General features: G+C 56.9%; 20 protein-coding genes, 5 tRNA genes and 1 pseudogene. 12 read left to right on the top strand and 14 right to left on the bottom strand.

Annotated features, from left to right (window positions below; all coding sequences use genetic code 11):
• Positions 1-59: 59 nt before the first annotated feature.
• The gene (locus AM571_RS09190) at positions 60-1,169 is read left to right on the top strand and encodes a DegT/DnrJ/EryC1/StrS family aminotransferase (RefSeq protein ID WP_074063143.1); all 1,110 of its coding nucleotides are present in this window, start codon (positions 60-62) and stop codon (positions 1,167-1,169) included.
• Between the two features lie 229 nt (positions 1,170-1,398).
• Here the strand turns inward: AM571_RS09190 and AM571_RS09195 are convergent, their stop codons facing one another.
• Entirely contained in the window at positions 1,399-2,613 is a 1,215-nt protein-coding gene (locus tag AM571_RS09195) for a Gfo/Idh/MocA family protein (RefSeq protein WP_074061142.1), read from the bottom strand.
• Entirely contained in the window at positions 2,610-3,791 is a 1,182-nt protein-coding gene (locus AM571_RS09200; protein ID WP_237358538.1) for an ATP-grasp domain-containing protein, read from the bottom strand. Before AM571_RS09200 ends, AM571_RS09195 begins: the two co-directional genes overlap by 4 nt.
• A gap of 335 nt (positions 3,792-4,126) precedes the next feature.
• Here AM571_RS09200 and AM571_RS09205 point away from each other — a divergent pair, with 335 nt between their 5' ends.
• Positions 4,127-4,960, top strand: a complete 834-nt coding sequence (locus AM571_RS09205; protein WP_074061144.1) for an FkbM family methyltransferase — start codon at positions 4,127-4,129, stop codon at positions 4,958-4,960.
• 45 nt (positions 4,961-5,005) lie between these two features.
• On the opposite strand, the gene AM571_RS09210 is transcribed toward AM571_RS09205, so the two are convergent.
• From AM571_RS09210 to AM571_RS09235, 5 genes are all read right to left on the bottom strand, one after another.
• Complete coding sequence (locus AM571_RS09210; RefSeq protein WP_074061145.1) at positions 5,006-5,992, bottom strand: fatty acid desaturase family protein; 987 nt, start codon at positions 5,990-5,992, stop codon at positions 5,006-5,008.
• A gap of 2 nt (positions 5,993-5,994) precedes the next feature.
• Positions 5,995-6,756 (bottom strand): class I SAM-dependent methyltransferase, encoded by a 762-nt coding sequence (locus AM571_RS09215; protein WP_074061146.1) that lies wholly within the window; start codon positions 6,754-6,756, stop codon positions 5,995-5,997.
• 43 nt (positions 6,757-6,799) lie between these two features.
• Complete coding sequence (locus AM571_RS09220; protein ID WP_237358551.1) at positions 6,800-7,663, bottom strand: glycosyltransferase family 2 protein; 864 nt, start codon at positions 7,661-7,663, stop codon at positions 6,800-6,802.
• A gap of 768 nt (positions 7,664-8,431) precedes the next feature.
• Positions 8,432-8,506, bottom strand: a tRNA-Glu gene (locus tag AM571_RS09230).
• Positions 8,507-8,846: 340 nt separating this feature from the next.
• Positions 8,847-8,921 (bottom strand) — tRNA-Glu (locus AM571_RS09235).
• A 412-nt stretch (positions 8,922-9,333) separates the two neighbouring features.
• Here AM571_RS09235 and AM571_RS09240 point away from each other — a divergent pair.
• The gene (locus AM571_RS09240; protein ID WP_074061149.1) at positions 9,334-9,600 is read left to right on the top strand and encodes a site-specific integrase; all 267 of its coding nucleotides are present in this window, start codon (positions 9,334-9,336) and stop codon (positions 9,598-9,600) included.
• A gap of 63 nt (positions 9,601-9,663) precedes the next feature.
• Here the strand turns inward: AM571_RS09240 and AM571_RS09245 are convergent.
• The 3 genes from AM571_RS09245 to AM571_RS09255 form a co-directional block, all read right to left on the bottom strand.
• Positions 9,664-9,738, bottom strand: a tRNA-Glu gene (locus AM571_RS09245).
• Between the two features lie 198 nt (positions 9,739-9,936).
• Positions 9,937-10,989, bottom strand: coding sequence for a YcbK family protein (locus tag AM571_RS09250; RefSeq protein WP_420493383.1), 1,053 nt, complete (start codon positions 10,987-10,989; stop codon positions 9,937-9,939).
• A gap of 175 nt (positions 10,990-11,164) precedes the next feature.
• The gene (locus AM571_RS09255; RefSeq protein WP_074061150.1) at positions 11,165-11,605 is read right to left on the bottom strand and encodes a VOC family protein; all 441 of its coding nucleotides are present in this window, start codon (positions 11,603-11,605) and stop codon (positions 11,165-11,167) included.
• Positions 11,606-11,799: 194 nt separating this feature from the next.
• Between AM571_RS09255 and AM571_RS09260 the strand changes: the two genes are divergently transcribed.
• A complete protein-coding gene (locus tag AM571_RS09260; protein WP_022715433.1) occupies positions 11,800-12,378 on the top strand; it encodes a cold-shock protein in 579 nt (192 codons plus the stop codon).
• Positions 12,379-12,389: 11 nt separating this feature from the next.
• Positions 12,390-12,863, top strand: a complete 474-nt coding sequence (locus AM571_RS09265; protein WP_420493373.1) for a DUF192 domain-containing protein — start codon at positions 12,390-12,392, stop codon at positions 12,861-12,863.
• A gap of 36 nt (positions 12,864-12,899) precedes the next feature.
• Here the strand turns inward: AM571_RS09265 and AM571_RS36160 are convergent, their stop codons facing one another.
• Complete coding sequence (locus AM571_RS36160; RefSeq protein WP_132552593.1) at positions 12,900-13,097, bottom strand: hypothetical protein; 198 nt, start codon at positions 13,095-13,097, stop codon at positions 12,900-12,902.
• Positions 13,098-13,151: 54 nt separating this feature from the next.
• A tRNA-Pro gene (locus tag AM571_RS09270) sits at positions 13,152-13,228 on the bottom strand.
• 285 nt (positions 13,229-13,513) lie between these two features.
• Here AM571_RS09270 and AM571_RS09275 point away from each other — a divergent pair.
• The 3 genes and pseudogenes from AM571_RS09275 to AM571_RS38145 form a co-directional block, all read left to right on the top strand.
• Complete coding sequence (locus tag AM571_RS09275) at positions 13,514-13,819, top strand: ETC complex I subunit (protein ID WP_074061152.1); 306 nt, start codon at positions 13,514-13,516, stop codon at positions 13,817-13,819.
• Positions 13,820-13,867: 48 nt separating this feature from the next.
• Positions 13,868-13,944, top strand: a tRNA-Arg gene (locus AM571_RS09280).
• Positions 13,945-14,237: 293 nt separating this feature from the next.
• Positions 14,238-14,399 (top strand): annotated as a pseudogene (locus AM571_RS38145) (aminoglycoside phosphotransferase family protein); the annotation flags it as partial.
• A 359-nt stretch (positions 14,400-14,758) separates the two neighbouring features.
• Here the strand turns inward: AM571_RS38145 and AM571_RS09290 are convergent.
• Positions 14,759-15,022, bottom strand: coding sequence for a DUF982 domain-containing protein (locus AM571_RS09290; RefSeq protein WP_074061153.1), 264 nt, complete (start codon positions 15,020-15,022; stop codon positions 14,759-14,761).
• Positions 15,023-15,229: 207 nt separating this feature from the next.
• Between AM571_RS09290 and AM571_RS38150 the strand changes: the two genes are divergently transcribed.
• Complete coding sequence (locus AM571_RS38150; RefSeq protein ID WP_335727727.1) at positions 15,230-15,544, top strand: hypothetical protein; 315 nt, start codon at positions 15,230-15,232, stop codon at positions 15,542-15,544.
• An 827-nt stretch (positions 15,545-16,371) separates the two neighbouring features.
• Here the strand turns inward: AM571_RS38150 and AM571_RS09295 are convergent.
• The gene (locus AM571_RS09295) at positions 16,372-16,557 is read right to left on the bottom strand and encodes a hypothetical protein (RefSeq protein WP_074061154.1); all 186 of its coding nucleotides are present in this window, start codon (positions 16,555-16,557) and stop codon (positions 16,372-16,374) included.
• Between the two features lie 575 nt (positions 16,558-17,132).
• Here AM571_RS09295 and AM571_RS09300 point away from each other — a divergent pair.
• From AM571_RS09300 to AM571_RS09320, 3 genes are all read left to right on the top strand, one after another.
• A complete protein-coding gene (locus tag AM571_RS09300; RefSeq protein WP_335727725.1) occupies positions 17,133-17,375 on the top strand; it encodes a hypothetical protein in 243 nt (80 codons plus the stop codon).
• An 813-nt stretch (positions 17,376-18,188) separates the two neighbouring features.
• Complete coding sequence (locus tag AM571_RS37315; RefSeq protein ID WP_237358539.1) at positions 18,189-18,683, top strand: thermonuclease family protein; 495 nt, start codon at positions 18,189-18,191, stop codon at positions 18,681-18,683.
• Positions 18,684-18,990: 307 nt separating this feature from the next.
• Positions 18,991-19,695 carry an HAD family hydrolase gene (locus AM571_RS09320; RefSeq protein WP_237358540.1) on the top strand — a complete coding sequence of 235 codons (705 nt, stop codon included), beginning with the start codon at positions 18,991-18,993 and terminating at the stop codon, positions 19,693-19,695.
• Positions 19,696-19,779: the final 84 nt, after the last annotated feature.

Raw genomic sequence — 19,779 nt, forward strand, 5'->3', positions numbered from 1 at the left:
AAGCATGATGTTGGACCAAGCCCAATTTGCGCGATATGCCCAACCTTCGGACGGCGGTCATGAAAAACGAAAAGATCTTTGTAACGAGGCCCAGCTTGCCGCCGCTCGAGGAATTCATTCCATCGCTGGAAGCGATCTGGAACAACCGCATCCTGACCAATGGCGGACCATTTCATCAGCAATTGGAGCAGGAACTGTGCAGCCATCTCGGCGTCAAGCATATCAGCCTGTTCTCCAACGCCACCGTTGGGCTGCTGACTGCACTTCAGGCACTGCGCATCACCGGCGAGGTCATCACCACGCCTTATTCCTTCGTGGCCACCTCGCATTCGCTTCTGTGGAACGGCGTGAAACCCGTCTTCGTCGATATCGATCCGGTAACGCTCAATCTCGATCCGGCAAAGATCGAGGCGGCAATCACCCAACAGACGACGGCGATCATGCCGGTGCATTGCTATGGCCACCCTTGCGACGTCGATTCGATTCAGAAGATTGCCGATCTTTACAATCTCAAGGTCATCTATGACGCCGCCCATGCCTTCGGCGTTGAGGACGGGCGGGGAAGCATCCTCAATCACGGCGACCTTTCGGTCCTGAGCTTCCATGCGACGAAGGTCTTCAACACTTTCGAAGGCGGGGCGATCATCTGCCCGGACGCGAAGACGAAGACACGGATCGACCAGCTGAAGAACTTCGGTTACGTCGATGAAGTCACCGTGGTGGCGCCGGGCACGAACGGCAAGATGAGCGAATTCAACGCCGCGCTCGGCCTGCTGCAGCTGAAATACATCAAATTCGCGCTTGAAAGCCGCGAGGTGATCGACCGCGCCTATCGCGAGCGGCTTGGCGGCGTTGCAGGGATCGAATGCCTGGACCGTTCCGGCGAGACGGTGTCCAACTTCTCCTATTTTCCGATCCTCGTCCGTCCCGGCTATCCCATTTCGCGCGACGGACTGTATGAGCGGCTGAAGGAGAACGGCATTCACCCGCGTCGCTACTTCTATCCGCTGATCTCGACGTTCTCGATGTATCGCAGTCTGCCATCCGCACAGCAATCGAACCTGCCGGTCGCAACTGAAGCCGCCCAACAGGTGCTTTGCCTTCCCATTTATCCGGACATGGGGATGGAGATCGTCGATAAGGTCTGCACGCTGATCGAGTCGGCCTAGAGCACGATATTCGACTGTCGCCCGGCGGCGGATTGAAAGACCTGCGGCGCGAGATCGCGCAAATAGCAGGCCGGTGGCTCGTTTGTTTCAGAGGTCAGAGCAAGCTCCGTCCCAGCGGATTGGCGCTGCCTATGAAATTTGCAGGTTACGCATCGTGGACGGTTGTTCATCAGGATGCGGCGTTATCATAGATCACGCGCCGCATCCTTTCATTCTCATAGGCGCCTGGCTAGAGCGCCAGTTGCGGAGCCCGGACTTCGATCCGCTCCTTACCCGAGCGGAATATGCCTTGCGGCTCAACCTCGACCCATCTGTTTTCGAGCCGCGAGCATTCGATTGCTTCCAGCAGCCGCAGTCCTTCCTCCGCCTCCTCGAGTCCGAGCACATAGGGATGGGCCAGGCGTGCGGAATTTGCCCTGCATTGCAGCAGGGAATCGGCAAGGTCGGCATAGTAATTCGCAAAGGCTTCGATGAAGCCTGACGGATGGCCTGCCTTGAAGCGCTCATAGCGCGCATCATTGGCGATCACGATGTCCGGGCTGGCCCGATCGAGGATCTGCTTGCGGCCGTTACGGTCGTAGAAATAGGTGACTTCGGGGACTTCCTGGTGCCATTCGATCGACGCCTTGGAGCCGTAGAGCCGCACTCGCAGGCCGTTGCGCTGCCCGAGCGCGGTCTTGCCGTACCACATACTGCAATGCAGGCCGCCGGCGCAGCGCACGAGCGCATGGACATTGTCGAGCACCTGCGGAAAGTTGCCGAAGCTCTGGCTGGTTGCGCACACTTCTTCCGGCTTCCGATGCGTCAGGAAGTACAAAAGCGAATGCACATGAACGCCGAGATCGAGCGAGACCGTTGGCACGATACCGTCGTGCAAGCGCCAATCCTGCGGCGTCATCGGCGTCCCGTCGCGTCGGAAACGGAGGAAGGTCTCCTGCGGCATCTCGATATGGATCTGCTGCAGATCGCCGAAAATTCCGTGCTCGACCATGCTGCGGATTTCGCGAAGCATGGGATATCCCGTGTAGTTGTAGGTCACGGCCAAGAACCCTCCGTTCGCGCGGGCTGCGCCGATCATCCGGGCTTCGGCACTCGAACCGGCAAGGGCCTTTTCGCAGATCACCGAGACGCCCGCCTCGAGCGCTGCGACGACTTGCTTCGTATGCTGTTGAGTCGGCGTCAGCACGACAAGGGCGTCGATATTGCCGGCCTCCTTGGCAAGCAGAGTGTCGAAGTCGGCGTGGCAATGTTCCGGCAGGATGCGATACTGCCGCGCAGTCTCCCGATTGATGTCGTCGTGGCGGCTGAAGCAACCGGCGACGAGATCGAATTTCTGATCAAGCTCGATTGCATCGCGATGGGCGCGACCCACGGCAGAATTGACGGCACCGCCTAAAAAAGCGAGGCGCAGCTTCTCGGGTACTCCCAGTCTTGAGCGGATCATGCGAGATCTCCCTGCATCGTTTGAAGTGAAATGAATGTCTTGAAGTCCGGCGTCACCTTCAGCATCTCATCGCGCGTCCCGAAGCGTGCGTAGAGGATGGCGAGCTTGTCGAACGGCGCCGAGTTCATCGGTTTGCCGGTGGTCTTGAGCTGCAAGATGCGGACATCGGATGACGGAATGGAGTGCGAGAAGGAAAACGGCGTCGACGGCGTGTCGGAAGTGATCGTGTGACGCCCGAAGAACAGCGGTGGATCGAAGCGCGGGGTGACCGAGAATGCCTCGCCGAGCAACAGCGTTATGACGAGGTCGGCATAATCGATGCCGAGAGACTGGTCTACGAGCGAACCATAAAGATCGCCGGGGCAGCGCCGCATGCATTCGATGATCCAGACATCGTCGCCATCCGACAGGAACTGCGTGTGGATCAGGCCGTCCTGTAGTCCCAGCAGCTTGACGACGCGCGCCATGATGGCTCGCGTCTTCGAGCGAACGGTTTCGAAAAGGCGTGAGGGATGGTTCGATGAATCGACCTGGTAGGGATAGACCGTGCAGTATTCATCGACGAAGACGTCAAACACGATCTCCTGATCTTTGATGAAGGCTGAATGGCTGTGCAGGCTGCCTTCGATGAACTCCTCGATGACGACCCCGGCAGAGCGCGAGTTCCTTCTGGCATCGGCGACGGCGGCGGCAAGTTCTGCTCTGTCAAAGATCTTCGTGACGCCGCGGCCGCTGAAACTATCGCTCGGCTTCACCAGCAGCGGATAGCGCAGCGCCCCGGTCTCGATTGGCGAATCACCCTGCAGGCGCACCGAGCGCGGGGCAGGGATATCGTTCCGTTCGGTAAAGCGACGGAATGCATGCTTCGTGTGAATGATGGTTGCGGTTTCCATGGAATCGAAGCGCGGAAATCCGAGTTTTCCGGCAACGAAAGTTGTCGACATGTAGGCGACGTCATTGCCCGTCGGCACGATGAAGTCGAAATCGCCTTTTTCGACGAGGGAAAGCAGCGCGTTCGGATCGCTGTAATCAATGAAATGCGATTGATCCGCATGAGCGTGGCATGGTTCATCCGGTCGGTTTCCGCACACGGAAATATGCAGGCCGCGCCTTTTCAAAGCGAACAGAAGAGGAACTGCGCTGAAGTTACTGCCGACGAGCAATGCTCTCTTGGTCATTCTCAAATCCACTCCACGCCTCAGATGCGCTGACGTTGGCCTGTTGGAACGGCACAGCCGATAACAGGGTGTGCAGTCGCACGTCGTCCGTTTTCGATATGCGAAAGGCGAAAACGGACGCGATGGCGAGAGTCATAGGATGCGGGCGTTACCTGAGGCTTGCCGCCTGAGGCCGGACGGCGTCAGATTTCATTGCCGTGGCCGCTACCTTGTTTGTGGGAAGCAGTCGGGCCGCCTTGTTAAGCGGATTACCATCTCATACGCTTTCAGCCGTGATTCCAACCTCCGCATCGGCCAGAGATGCAGACTGCAGCTGCGAAAAGAGACACCGCGCAATGAACGAAAAACTGCCTGATCTGATTGAAGGCGAGCGTATCTTCTTCCAAAAGGTGTTTGAACGGCAGTCCCGCGCGACAATGGAGATGCGGGAGCAATGGCGCGCGGAAACGATTCTTCAGCGAAGAAGACGCGTGTCGTCAGAGATCTACGACCTTCTTGGCGGGGTGGTGAAATATGGTCCGTTCAAGGGACTTTCGCTTGCGAAGAACAACTGGTGGGGCGGTGGCGACTTCGGGTCGATGCTCTTGGGCCTCTATGAGAAGGAAATATTGGATTTTCTCTTCTCCGAAAGATTGGATGGCTTTGAGAGCTTCGTCGATGTCGGGGCCGCCGATGGATACTACGCAATCGGCATGCTTCGGTCGGCCAGGGTGAAGAACGCCGTCTGCTTCGAGTTGAGCGAGGAAGGGCAGCGCACCATTGCATCGAATGCAGAGTCGAATTCGACCTCGGACAGGATCCAAATTTACGGGGCCGCAGACAGGCGGTTCTATGAAAAGCTCAGCCACCTTGATCTGGCGAAAACAATCGTTCTCGTCGACGCCGAGGGTGCGGAATTCGAAATCTTTGACGACGTTTCTTTGGAGGGCCTGAAACAGGCGATGATCGTCATCGAGATCCATAACTGGGTTGAGGATTTCTGGGAAAAATATACACGGTTCCTCTCTTCGGCCTCAGCGCTGTTCAATGTCGAATTCATAGCTCCTGCAGTCAGGGATCTGACGCAGTTTCAGGAATTGAACGATTTCACCGACGACAACCGCTACCTCATTTGCTCCGAGGGCAGGCCAAACGTCATGCGCTTCATGGTCTTGACACCCAAGGGCTGATTGCGCCGGGAGGCCTGGAGCGCACAGAACGCTTCAGCCTCTCATTCAGGCACCGGCATTGCCTTCCGATCTTGCCGATACAGCGACCGAGCTCCAGAAGTCTCGGGTGAAGAGATAGCCGAATTCCTTCTCCTCGCGCTCCATCTTGAGCTTGGCATTCAGGATATCGTGCAGCTTCGGCAAATTGTAATAGGGAACGGACGGCAGCAGATGGTGCTCGGCGTGATAATTCATGTTGGCATAGAAGAAAGCGACCGGTACCGGCAGATTGACTGTTCTTGAAAAGAGAAGCGCGCTTTCGTCCTTGTGGTCTTCAAGACCGATGTGTTGGGCAAGCGCCAAAACGCGATTGGGGAGCGATGCGACGAACGGCGTGATGAAAAACATGACGGTCAGGGCAGGCGACCGTGTCGCCAGGAAAAACAAGACCAGGCAGCTGGTGTTGAGCGCAAGCATGGAGATCGCGTCGGATTGTGCTTCGCGTCGCTCGGGGGGCATCAGTCTCAGTCGGATGCCTTTGCCGAAGTACGCTTCGTAGCCGAAGGCATTGCAGAGCGCATAGAGGATCCGCCTGCAAAGGCTCTGATAATCAAGCAGGACGAGGCGCGACGCACCCAGCCAGTCGAGCGGAAAATCGCGATAGATTTCGATGTCATCCTCATGAAAAGTGGACGCGTGGTGGAACTGATGGCTCTTTTCGAAATAGCTCGGATTGTTCCAGGTCAAATAGGAAAACAGCTTGAAGAACAGTGTATTCAGCAATTTCCTGCTGAAGACCTTCTTGTGAAACAGTTCATGGCCGATGCCGGCATAGCCGGCGAACTGCCATAGGCCAGCGTTGATATAAAAGGCTGCGAAGGCAAGCGCGGGAAAGCCGCCTTCCCATGCGCGGATCATCGCGAAAAGCAAGCCGGCATGGATGCCGATCCTGAGTGCGAGGTGGCACCAAGCGATCGGGTCGTTCGACGCCGTGAGTTCCCGGAACTCGTCCTTCGTCAAAAGGCTGCCGATTTTGATCTCGCTCGCCCCCATGTTCAGAGCTCAATGTTGACCAGCGCAAAGGCCACAAGGCTGTTTGCGACATGGAAGACCACCTGCGACTGCGAGAACTCCGCCAAATACTCGCTGACGTCCCCGTGGATCTTAGAATTGTAGTCATGCCAGACGATGACGCCGCGCTTGACGATGCCGAATGCGTTTTCCGTATCGGCGCGGACGATCTGGTGCTCATGCCCGCCATCGATGAAGATCATCTCGGCCGACTGGAAGGTCTCCTTGAAATTGATCGTCGTCGAGTCTTCCTTGACGAGCGTCAGGCGCCTCCTTTGCGCCTCGGTGATCGACGCCAGATAGGCCTCGCCATCGATTTCCTGGCGCTTGCGGAGATAATCGTCATTCTGCTCTGCGGACGACAAAGCGCTGCGCTCGTCAGTCTCGGCAAGGTGCGCCGTGAGGCCCTTCGGCAGGTCGATTGAGACCACCTCGCAATCGTCAGGCGTGTTTTCGATGAAAAGGCGTGTGGTGAAACCTTTGTAAGTGCCGATTTCGATGATCTTCCGGGGCTTCACGATCTTGGCGAGCAGCACCAGGACAACCTGGTCCACCAGCGTGATGCTGCCGATTTCTATCGGGGGCAGGCTGGCCGTATACTCTTTCGCGATCTTCAACTCCTCGGCGAGTTCTAAAAGAGTGCGCAGTTTAAGTTCGTAGATCCCCGATTTCGCGACAAGCGCGGAGCGTAACGCCGCGGCGCTTTCAATGAGCTTCTGCATCCCTGAACCCGTGATTCCGTCCATTGTGATTCAATCCTTTGCGATTTCTTTTGCGCCTGCATGCAACTCAGAGACGTATTCTGATGCGAGCGATCCGTTCATCCAGTTCCGGAAACAATGCTCTCCAGTAGGAATAGTGATTGATGAGGTTCCGATAAGCGATGGGGTGATCGGAGGGCTGCAGGTAGCCCTTGTCGATCGCCAGATTGAGCACTTCCTCGTAGTAGGTGATCGAGTAGATGAAATAGCGGTTGGCCGCCGGATTTGATTGCGAATTGGAGTGCTGGCGGAAGTAGGAGAGGGGCATGGGATGGCCGACAATCGCCCCGCGGAGGGAGAGCCCAATCCAGGACGAAAGATCGAGCGGTCCAGAAATGATGCCGTCCACGACCTTGAAAAGACCGAAACGGCCGGAGTCATCGAAGCAATCGGCCGTTCTCAGGAGCGCCGACGAGAACTCGCCAAGCAGATTGTGATGCTTGACGGCGGTGATGCGTATGAAGTCAGGGCCCTCGATCACCTTCAAAGAGCCTTCGACCATCAATCCGTTGCCGAGATTTGTTATCTGGTTTCGCTCGTCGATGAAATATCGTGGAGAAAACGCAAGTTTCGTCCCTCTGTTCTGTGTGGCTTCAAGCGCCTGGAGCAGGTACTGGATGCAGAACGGATTGAGAACGTCGTCGTCGAAGAGATATTTGATGTACTCGCCGCCGGCTAGCCCGGCGAGCCGCATGACGTTTTTGTACTCGGCAGGATCCGGATTGCGGCTGTACTTAACAACGCCTGAGTATCGCTCGCAGATTTTCGCGATCGCATCAGTCGGGCAATCGTCAGAGACGATGATTTCCGTGTCATCGAAACTTTGCGCGATCGCGCTCTTCAGCGCGAGCTCAAAGAAATCGGGCTTGTAGGCCGGTATACAGATTGACACGCGCGGCAAATGGCTCTCCCTTCAGGCACCTCACTCAAGCCGGTTGAAACGTCTGTCGGTTCGGCCGGCAAAAGCGGTGGTCGGCGCTTCGAAGGACCGAAGCAAACCCGCTTGCCATGCTCATAGAGTGCGGACTTTACGCGAGGCTTGCGGGAACTTCATGGGTCGGCCTGACCACGTGGCCGGCGCGGCGAAGATGCCTGTATCTGAGGGGAGAATGGCACGCCCTAGGGGCGAGCCAATTTTTTTGTTTTCATTACACTTTTTTGTATGGGGTTAGGGGTTTTGTTCCCGTAGCGTTTCGTAAAACCCCTAATCCCTTAAGCCTCGGTGCGCGCGTCTCGGCCCTCTGGCCGATCGGTGTCGCGGCAGATCCTTTGCGTCATTTGCGAATAGCGATTGTTGTCGCCGTCGCATAACGGGCATGCATCGGAGCCGCTGAAATCAGCCGTTTGCACGCTATCAAAGCCGCACGTCTGGCATTCGAAATAAAAAAATCCAGGCTGATCGGTCGTCATTTTTTTCATTATTCCTCGCACATCACGCCGATATCCTGGCCATTATAGAGCAGGCGACTATGTGCGCGACGCCAACAAGAAACTGGCAATGTTCGACATCGCGCAGACGATCAACGAGCGCGAAGAAAGCGCAATTTGATGAAGCGTCGCGGGAACCTGCGAATCGTGCGTTAGGGGTTGAAATGAGGCGTTAGGGGAAACCCCTTATAAAAACCCCTCAAAGACCCGAAAAAACATAATAAAATGAGATTGGCACGCCCTAGGGGAGTCGAACCCCTCTTCCCAGAATGAAAATCTGGTGTCCTAACCGATAGACGAAGGGCGCTTCCTTCGTGGTGGCGCCCTTATAGTCAGCACCTTTGTGCGCTGCAAGCGGCAAAACGCGAAAAATTAGCGATTATCCAGATTTTTTCGAGGCTTGTGGAAAACGACGATCGTTGAATCCATCTCAGGACGACAAAGCATCCTAAGCGGCCTTGTCAAACTGGGATGATGGTACGCCTCGCCCCGGACGATCGGACCGAGTTGCTGGCGGCGTATCTTGCTCGCAAGACCGTCGGCGCTTGCGTCGTTCGTCCCGGCACAGGCCCGCTGCAAAACTTGCTCCCGCCTGCCAAATCCTGGATGGTTGCTCGCATATAATAACTATATGATGCAATTCAACCTGGTACGCCCTAGGGGAATCGAACCCCTCTTTACAGAATGAGAATCTGTCGTCCTAACCGATAGACGAAGGGCGCGTTGTGTCGCGTGCAGATAGGAACGCTCCACGGCTTTCTCAAGCGTACCGACAAATAGACACAATGAAAAGAAAAATGGCAGTCCTACCGCTCTTCTCACTCCGATTGAAGCAGCTTGTCCGCTGCTGAGCTCGGGTAACGCAAGCAGAGTACGATGCCGCCAAATCGCATAACTCGGACCGCGAACTCAACGAGAGAACCAGTCGTTGGGAAATGCGTCGAGGCTGTTCCTATAATATTCGAAAGGGCCGGGAGGTCGGGATCGGCTTTTGCGGAAGGAGTAAATAATTACTCGTGGTGTTACTGTCCGACGTGCCGATTGTCTCTATGGATTGATGGCACGCCCTAGGGGCGTGCTTCTTTTGAAATCAAGTATTTAGTTTTGGGATCGAAAGGCCTTGTAACAACGCGCATGGCCGATTGGACGAAGCAAGCCGGACTGCCAAAAGGTTACACGCTTCACGGCTTGCGCCACACGTTCGGCAGCCTGTTGGCCGAGGCCAATTTGCAGACACGCGCCGTCATGGAAGCAATGGGCCATACGGATCTAAAATCGACCGAACATTACATGCGCCGAATCAATCAGCGCCGGATAATGATCGACGCCGCCCGCTCGTTGAATGATCACGGCGAAACGACGATAGCCGTAAATAAGCCTATCCTGCGCATCGTGAAGTGAATCCCATTAAGTTTTGGGATCAAATGGGATCGCCCACATTAAGTAATTGATTTTAAAGTAGTTTGGCACGCCCTAGGGGAGTCGAACCCCTCTTCCCAGAATGAAAATCTGGTGTCCTAACCGATAGACGAAGGGCGCTTCCTTCGTGGTGGCGCCCTTATAGTCAGGCCTTTTGAATCCCGCAAGCGGGAATTGCGGTTTTCTTTCAAAAAAATGACAGGAAATCCGAGGCTGTGTAAGAGGCCGATTATCTAAGACGAATCAATAGGCTGGCGGCTGTTTCTTTAAGGGATAGCCTAATGCTGCCGCAACGTGATGTGGCAGATTGCGCTGCCGTCAGATGGCGCTGGCGTTCGGTGTCCGGCTGCCTCGGGCGCCGCAGCCCCAGTTCCAGTCGCGGCTCTTGCCGGTATCGAGATGCACCGAATCTGTGTGGCAGTAGGTGCCGACGCCGCCGCGGCGCGGCAGCGAGCGGATATAGGCGGCGATATCCCATTTGGAGACGCCGTCGACCTTGATGTCGGCGGCGTCACAGGTCTTGTGCATCGATTCCTCGGCGCCGCCGACCATCCGGTTATGCCCTGGGTCGCGATATCCGGAGGTGACGATGACCGGCCTGCCGAAATGCGTTTCGACCGCCTTGATGACATTGAGCATGGCAGGCTTGAAGCAGCCGACCTCGACGTTTGGGTTCTGGATGTGCAGGCCGTTCGGCGCCACGCGTGTCAAACCCGGCAGGGACGCCTTCTCAAGGAGCCCGGCGAGACCACCGACGAGGTCCTGTTTCGGAGCGGCATAGAGCGCGTTCATCGAACCGCCCGTCAGGCTGCCGGTCGAAAGCGACGCGGTCTGGTAGGCGGGCGCAAGCTTCGTGCCGGTGTTTTCGGACGATTGCTGCGGCAGAAGCACTTCGCCCTGCTGCGGTGGCTGGTCGGGCTGGGGCGCACTGAAGACGCTGCTGCGTGCGGCATCGATGCCCCGGACCGGCGCATAGGCGCTGGGGCCGGCCGGCCGGATGATCGTCGAGGTCCGGTTGTTCTGCGGCATTGCCGGCTGGGCCGAGAAGATGCTCATCGTGCCGGCATTGATGCGGGTCGGCTGCATGACCATGCCGGCGATATTGGGGGGCTGTGTGGCGTCTGCGCCGGCGGGCATGGCCCCAGCATTCGGGTCCTGCGCCGCCATCTGCTGCTGCGCGCCCGATACGTTCGTGACCATCGGATCGCGATAGGCGCCTTTGGCAGCCTTGCCCGGCGCGTTGGCCGCAAGCTGCTCGGCTGAAGGACCAACAGGAAGGACGGTTGCCGAATCAACGACCTTGCGATTCGAGACGCAGCCGGAGAGCGCAAGGGCGGCAACAGCGATGAGAAGTGCAGCCGCGGCGGGCATCCGCTTTTGGAGAATGAGCAAGCGACGGTCTCCGTTGGCGCGGAGGACCATTCAACCGTATCGTCTTCCGCTTCGAGTCGGCCGCAGAGTGCCTGCGGGGCAGCCTGGCGGCAAGCGCGAAGCGGGCACGGAGGTCCGAAATCGCAAAAGCCGCAAGCCTCGCAAAAGCCTCAGCTTACCAGGCGCCGGTATTGCCCATCGAAAGCCACGGCTCGGCCGCCGGAAGGCTGCCGTTCTTCTGCAGGATTTCGATGGAAATTCCATCGGGCGAACGAACAAAAGCCATGCGGCCGTCGCGTGGCGGACGGTTGATGGTGATGTCGTTGTCCATCAAATGCTGGCAGGTCGCGTAAATGTCGTCGACCTCGTAGGCGAGGTGGCCGAAGTTGCGTCCGCCGGTATATTCCTCGGGATCCCAATTGTAAGTAAGTTCGAGGCAGGGGGCGCCATTTTTCTCTGCATTTGTGATATCGTCGTTTGCGGCGAGGAAAACCAGGGTAAAACGGCCGCTTTCGTTTTCGGAGCGCCGGATTTCCTTGAGGCCGAAAAGTGTGCAGTAGAAATGCAGGGAGGCATCCAGATCCTGCACACGGACCATAGTGTGGAGATAACGCATTCTATTTCCTCTCTAAAATGTGGAGCTGCTTCGTTATGTGGCAGGAGGTCAGCTTCGGGCAAGACATGCGACTAAAATGAGCAGTTGGGAATAACCGAAAACAGGACTTGCGCTTATCCGTTACCAAGATGTTAATCTTGATTGCAAGAATCAGTTAACCGTAACAGTGTGACGCGTATTGAGGGGCTGGCGACATGGCTGATAGGATTTCATCGAAGGAATTCACCGATATCGACGAGCTGTCCGGGGATGCCGTCGACCTCGTTGAAATCACCGGTGTCGTCAAATGGTTCGATGTCGCCAAGGGCTTCGGCTTCATTGTCCCCGACAACGGCATGCAGGATGTCCTGCTGCACGTAACCTGCCTTCGCCGCGACGGTTACCAGACGATCCTCGAGGGCACGCGCATCGTCGCGCTGATCCAACGCCGCGAGCGCGGCTATCAGGCGTTCAAGATTCTCTCCATGGACCAGTCGACTGCCGTCCATCCGTCGCAGCTGCCGCCGGTGCGCACCCACGTGCAGGTCACTCCGACGAGTGGCCTTGAGCGGGCACTGGTGAAGTGGTTCAACCGCACGAAGGGTTTCGGCTTTTTGACGCGCGGCGAGGGTACGGAAGACATCTTCGTGCACATGGAAACCCTTCGCCGCTTTGGCCTGACCGAGCTTCGCCCCGGCCAGGTCGTTCTCGTCCGCTACGGCGATGGCGACAAGGGCCTGATGGCAGCCGAAATCCACCCGGATATGCCAAGCCCGGCAAGCCGGTCGCACTGATGCCTCGCTGCATGGCGATACATGCCATCAAAGGCGCCTTTCTGGCGCTTTTTTTCATGCTGGCCGTCTCCGCCTTCGCCCAGCAGCAACCGCATTTCGACAAGGAGCCGTTGGTGATCCAGACTGCCTCCGGCAGGATGCTGAATTTCACGGTGGAGATTGCCGCCAGCAATGAGCAGCGGCAGTACGGTTTGATGTTCCGTAAGGAAATGGCCGAGGATGCCGGAATGATCTTCGACTTCGGCCAGCCGCGGCGGGTGACAATGTGGATGGAAAACACCATCTTGCCGCTCGACATGCTATTCATCGATAGCGGCGGCACCATTCGCCACATCAAGGAAAATGCCGTGCCCTATTCGAGGGCGATCATTGATTCGATGGGTGTTGTGAAATACGTCGTGGAGCTGAACGCCGGCGTCGTCAGAAAATACGGAATCAAGGTCGGCGACAAGGTCGCAAGCGCAACGGTGACGAGAAAAAATTAGCGGTGCGCCGTAGGCATCGCCCGATCTCTCGTAATATCACTGCTTTCTCACCGGTTTGGCCTTGGCCTGGATTAATCGCTCCATGAACAGCGCCATCTTGCGCTTGATGGTACCGTACGTGCCGAGTTCGAAGTCGCAGTGATAGCAGGTGATGATGTCGCTATCGAGCGGCTGTGGGCGCGGAAAGTTCATCCGGGTCTTGCCGCACTTGGGGCAGGGGACTTCAACTTGCATCTACGGCTCCTGCGCAGAGACATTGGCCGCCTGCGAAGACATTTTTTGAAAGGGTGGTCGGAGTGGAGAGATTCGAACTCCCGACCCTCTGGTCCCAAACCAGATGCGCTACCAGACTGCGCTACACTCCGTGAGAGGGGGCAATACACGCTTCACCCCGGCCCCGCAATATCTAATTCGCGTCTTCCCCGTCTTCAACACGGCATTGTTGTTCCGTCGGCAACCTTCCGGGGACTGGGTCCTCGCTTACAGCGCCGGCATTTCGCACAGTCGGCTTTTTTCTTGAAAGTGGAGGGATTCGCGGCTAAGCAAATTTCACCTCTTCGCGTTATAGAGGCGATGTAGACCATTCCGGAGACGGGATGGAAGGCTAAGTTTTAGCGGGCACAGCCCGCGTATCCGGAGGCGTGCAGCTGATGTCTGCCAAGATCTACCGTCCCGCCAAGACCGCCATGCAGTCCGGCAAGGCGAAGACGCATCTTTGGGTGCTTGAATTCGATCAGGAGCAGCCGCGCAAGATCGATCCCATCATGGGCTACACATCCTCCGGCGATATGCGCCAGCAGGTGAAGCTGACTTTCGAGACGCAGGAATTGGCGGAAGCCTATGCCAAGCGCAACGGCATCGAATACCGCGTGATTGCGCCGAAGGAACCAGCTCGCCAGACAGTCGCTTATCCTGATAATTTCCGCTATACGCGCACGCAGCCCTGGACGCATTGAGCGCTCAGGCATGCGCCTCTCGCCGCTGCACCCTTGCAGCGGCCGGACGGCCCCTTAGCTCAGCTGGATAGAGCACCTGCCTTCTAAGCAGGTGGTCGCAGGTTCGAATCCTGCAGGGGTCGCCAAACCATTAAATGTCCATACCGAAGACCCCTCTCCGGTACAGAACGTCGCTGGAAATGAAAATGCTCGCATAGGGGCGGGCAAATCGATACTTACTGGCAGTTCGAACTCCAAATCCTTCAAAACTCTCACGGGCACTCGTGATACAGATAGTAAGCGGAACTCCGCTGGCCGTCATCGCCAATGGTCACAAGCAGAATCGGATTGACGAGCTTTTGCCTAGGAATTCCGGACCCTTGTCCCCTTATCTACCTCGGTGACCGCCAGCGCCCCCGAAGATGGCGTCGGCGCTTCGGTGCGGCAAATGCAGGAACACATGCGTGATCTCGCTGCATCCGGCTCTGCATGGGAAATGGAATTGGATCGCCGGGGCGTACTTGATGAAGGAACGCTCGAAGTGGCTTGGATGGAAGAACATGCACGGGAACTGGTGCAGCGACTTAGTGCGTCATCATAGCATGCGCATCACACCACGCGGGGATAAGACCGGTATGGCGCTGATCCACAACGATCTGAATTCATAATGCATCTCTCTTTCGCGTTCAGTTGAAGGTTTCGCGTACTTGAATGGCTCGCGAGCGATCGAATTCACTTCATCGTCGGCGGAAACTCCTTTGGAGGCGGGGTTGGATTCGGAATTTCTTCGGGCGGCAAATCGGGGTCCGGCTCTTCGATTGGGGGCTCGGGAATATCGGGCGGCCGATCAGGAACGGGACTGGGCTTTGGGTTTGGCGTCGGCTCAGGTTGAATGGTCGTCATGGAGGACTCCCTTCTATTGGCTCTAACCATACCAGTGCTGGTTCGTTCCCACGAGCCTCAGTGAACGATAGTGATCACCGGAATGCCAGCTTCCTCGGCCGCTCGGATGAGCGCAGATCTCGCCTCTGCTGGGGAGGTCGTGCCGTGCAACGCCTCCAAACACGTCTTAACCGCCACGAGGTATTCCTCGCCATCATCGAGTGGCCAAGATGCGAACAAAGCTTCTGCAGCGTCGCCTAGAGACTTCACCAACTTGTATTTTTCAGAGCCATTCATCACCAGCATCAGCGGCGCAAACGCTGTGAATTTGTGCCAGTTCATTACACTCGAACTCCTAGCGGTAAACACATCAGTAACTGTGCAAGAGTCGTGCCGTGCGTGGGTGTGCATGAACGCTCGCTTCATGGACAAGATCACCGATGACCACGTGGTCGAGGCCGAGCAGGACGTCCTGGATGCATCCTGGCGAAGAAGTGCTTTTATGACGGATCGGCGGAGACCGGCTTCAACGAACGATCGGCGCCTGAACTGCGCGAAGCTGTCGACAAACTCAAGGTGAAGAAACCTGTCGAATATTCCGGCCGCTCAAAATATCGTTTGGGTGAAGCCAGACTGGTGGCCGAGGTCGAATGTCGCGCGCGGTCGCATGACGGCAAGCTGTGGCAGTCGTCATACAAGGGACTGCGGGATCCGGATGACAACGCGGAGATTCATGAAATTGAAGGGCAGGCAGCCGCTTGGTGGCCCGAGCACGCACCAGGCAGCATAAGGGTCGGGTTTGCGCGCAGCTGTCGGGGTGCCGAACAGCTTTCACTCGAGAGGCGGCGGCCAATGGCACGGTAGACTGAGATGCCTACCGGTACCGGTAACCGTCACGATCACGATCACGATCACGATCACCTCTCGATGATGATGAGCCTTCCAATCTGTCCAGCATTTGGAGCACGAGGTCGGCGCAAACTCTTGTCGGTTCGTCATCGGCGCACCTGATGCTGATCTTGACGTCGCCATCCTGGATGTAAAAGCGCGCGGCCCTGCGAGGCGCCGGCTGGCGGTCATCCCGGTCGCTGCGCAATTCATCGCGCCGGGCGCCCTCATCTGACGGGGTCGGTTGGGGCGCCGGAGTGGATTCAGGCGCCACAGAACGACCGTCTGGCGGGGGTGGCGGCGGCGCCTCAGTGGGCTGCTGGGCGTAGCTCGCGCCGGCAGATATTGCCAAGGTTGCGGCTGCAACGGAAAGGATGGTCTTCATCGATGGATCCTCAGATTTCGCACGTGAAGGAACGCGCCGCACCCAGGTTGGTTGCAAAGTTGGCCATCGCAGACCACGAGCACTGAGGACAAATTTTAATGGGTACTATCGTGGATTGCGGGGGGCTTACGGCTCTGCTACTCCGATCGCTATGAACCAGCCCCGCAGGCGTCGACAATTTCGGGGCCACGCGCCTCCTCGGCCCGGCGAGCATCTTCGAAGAGTGCCGAGGACGCGCCCGAAGGTCGGATGAGCGGTCAATCTTGCGAAAGCGATTAGGGAGACGGGCTTCGGAGGAAGAAGGCGGCACCGATTAGAGAAAATGCCTTCGACGATATCTGGTGCCAAAGGTCGGCTGCCTCAAATGGCGAGCCGGTGTCATGACGCACGACGCATCTGGCCTGCACTTTCGTTGGCCTCAGGCAGCCAAGAGGACTTCTTGCTGCTCATTTCGGTTCAGCGCGCCGGCCAACTGCTCGGCCTCTTCGGCGGTGAGCATGTCCATGACAAATCCGTTGACCACCGCTTCTCGGCCAGTGACTTCATCGACCACCGACCAGTAGATGTTGAGGTTCTTGTGAACGCTGTAGGTCTTGGTGTCCATGGAAAATCTCCTTCTTGAAGCACTTATAGAAAAGCACTGCCTTATCAGAAAGTGAATCGTGCGTGCGAATATCAACACTATCTATCTGTATAGTGCGCCCACGCTCGATTCACACCAGCGCTTCGGCTGGGCCTTTAATCCGGAGACGGACGTTTTATCGTGAACCTCGCGGGATCCCCAAGCGGCAGTTGGGGAGCTGTCTTCTGTTGTCGGCGGTTTCCGACGACTGATGCCGATTGATCCGGGTTCACCGATAAGCGGACATCAAGTCGATCCGGCTTTCGGCGTCCATCAGTTCCTCCCCAACCGCGAAGGGGGACCAGTTCTAGGTGTCGCTATCGTGCCAGTTTTGCATGTCGCCCGACAAGACTCCGCTGCTAACCTGGGGACAACCGCTGGATAATCGCGAGGGAAAGCAAAGGTGTAATCGACGCAGATCTGCGCTTCAGGGCGCTGGCATAGTCGAGCAGCCATGGCATGCAGGCTTGGTACGTATTATAAGGAAGGTCGTTTCGACCGATGTCGGGTTAGGCCATGAATCAGGAAATCCAAGCGTTCGACAGAGGAATCGATAATTGATCGATGAGGACAAGCCTGATCTGACTGCCGTTTTCAAGGCTTTGGCCGAGAGCCCAAAGCGCGACAACAGAGCTTATCATAAGGCGCTTGCCGAGGCTCGCGAGGCCTTCGAAACCGCGGAGCTGGCATTAGGCGGAGCGTTTCGGGTGCAGATGAAAACCAAAATGAAGCGTAACGGCGATTACGTCGTGAAATGGACTTTCAAGCGCCATAGTGATGAAAGGCCGAAATCGCGATGATCATGTTGGGCGAAATGTGAAACTGATTCGCCGGGTGCCTCATCCAAAAATGCTACCATAAGACCTGGCGGTGGAAGAGCCGACGAGATGCCATCCACGCCATCGAGGCTCTCAATGGCCCTCCTGCCCACCGCCTTTTAATCCTCGAACATTGTCGCCTCCACTGGTTTCGTAACCAGGCATTTACCAGCTTCCTATCTGTGCGCAGGTTCATCTTGGAAGAAACGGTTGTTTTTGCGTATAACGGTTTTGCTAACAGGGGTTGTATCGGTGATCTTCGTTGCGATTGGGCTTCTTATTGCTCATGTTGTTTTGATAGCCACTGGGTTCGGCCTTCGTAACAGCGAGGAACAATGGGTGCTCGGCCTGATATTCGGTTGGTATTGCCTTGCCATCCTTGGCTCCATTGGCGCGATATGGATCCACTATAAAAAATCCACCCAGCGCGGGGGGCCGTCTTGCTAGATGCAGGACTATTCAGATTCGAAGCCAAGCGACGCCGCGCTCGTGTTCTTTGAAACGGAACATCTCAAAGCCAACATTCGGACTGCATTGGCGGAAGCGACTCTGAGCCCATGGCAGCGGAGCTTTCTCTCGGACGTGCTCTCAAGGTTGGAGAGATATGGCAGCAGGACGCGGCTGAGCGACAAGCAACTGACCAAGCTGCACCAGATTCTCCGGCGTGACGGAGCAGGACATCGCGGAGCGACGCCGACATACCGCGCTGCTGTCCATCGACGCCGTTCGCAACATCACACACGTTCTTTCCTGTCACGACAGGCCACATGGTGGGGCAGGAGACTTGTCCGCGACATGATCATCGTGGCGGCCATTGCGGTCGTCGGACTTCTCTACTCATTGTTCGAGACCGGACCATCGCGATTTCTCGGCATGGCCGACACGTCGCCGATTGCGACAGGGTCGGTCGAGCAAAGGTTCACAGTCACAGACGGCGATACGGTCCACATCCTTGGAGAGCGGGCAGGGACGCGCCTGGTTGGTTTCAATACGCCTGAGACGTTCAGTCCTCAATGTAATGATGAACGGGAGCTCGGCAATCGCGCAAAATCGCGTCTGAAGGAGCTGGTAAATCTACCAAACGTGCAACTCACGAAGGTGGCATGTGCCTGCCGAGCCGGCACCGAAGGAACAGATGAATGCAACTACGGACGCACTTGCGGCGTCCTGAAGGTCGACGGGCGGGATGTGGGACAAATCCTGATTGCCGAAGGACTCGCCGTACCGTTCATCTGCGGAGGAGACCGGTGTCCGGGAACCCCAAGGCCGTGGTGCGGGCGCCGATCATGATCCTTTGAGACACCGCTGAACAGTCTGCGCTTTCTTTTGTGCAAGCAACGATCTTTATGGACATAAATAATGGCAATCTTAATCCGGCTGTTAAGGATTTCCGCCTCTTACTCGATCCGAAAGAATGGCCCGAAATTCCCGACAAGAGGCATCGTGCGGCGGGCGTTCGGATCGATTCCATATGGCATGTCCGTAGACGCGACGTGGTCAAAGGACGGTCAGCGGCTTCTTTGGGTGGAGACGGGATTTAGCACCTTGTAGTCAGTGGCCGCTTAGGTGGTGGGAAGGAGAAGCAGATGGTCGCTCTTTGGTTGCAATCTTCAACGCCCCCGAGCGCTTTGATGCAGGATTTTGGGTGATGAGAATATTTTTTGATGTTGATGGCGTGCTGGTCGATGGCTGGCATTCAGATCCGTCGCTTCGCAAGCCCTGGGACGCGACGATCGAGGCTGATCTCGGCGTTGACCGGGCGGCATTCGGCGATCTCTTCTTTGGCGTTGCGGGCGGCCGTTCGAGTTCGCTGATGGCTGATTGTATCACCGGCAAACGCAACCTCGCGGAGGCCCTTGCCGAGATTCTCCCGGAGGTTGGCTATCACGGCGATGCGAAGGACTTCATGAGATATTGGTTCGACAAGGATTCGAATATCAACACGGAGGTTTTTGATCTGGTCGAGACCATAAGGAGCAGTGGCAGTGGCGTCGAGCTCTACGTGGCAACCGGTCAGGAGCATTGCCGGGCGCGGTTTCTTTGGAACGAGCTGGGTTTCTCGAAGCTGTTCGACCAAATGTTTTACAGCGCGGAAATTCGATACCCGAAGAAGGATATTCGCTTCTTCGAGACGATTAATACCCGATTGCACATCGGAACCGGCGAGCGCCCGATTTTTTTCGACGACCAGCCCGAAATCGTGGCGGTGGCGAGGCAGGCCGGGTGGGATGCAAATCAGTTCGCTTCTGCGTCAGACATTCGCCAGCACCCGCGGCTGCGCCATCTTTGGGCATCCGTGTGATCGCGGGCGGATATGGCCCGCGTTTCCGCCCTGGATGCGCGCAAATGCATATGCGCTTCTCAGGGCGGATAGGCGGGAGGTGAA

Origin of the sequence: Rhizobium etli 8C-3, assembly GCF_001908375.1 — a bacterium.
In the GTDB taxonomy this organism is placed as follows: domain Bacteria; phylum Pseudomonadota; class Alphaproteobacteria; order Rhizobiales; family Rhizobiaceae; genus Rhizobium; species Rhizobium etli_B.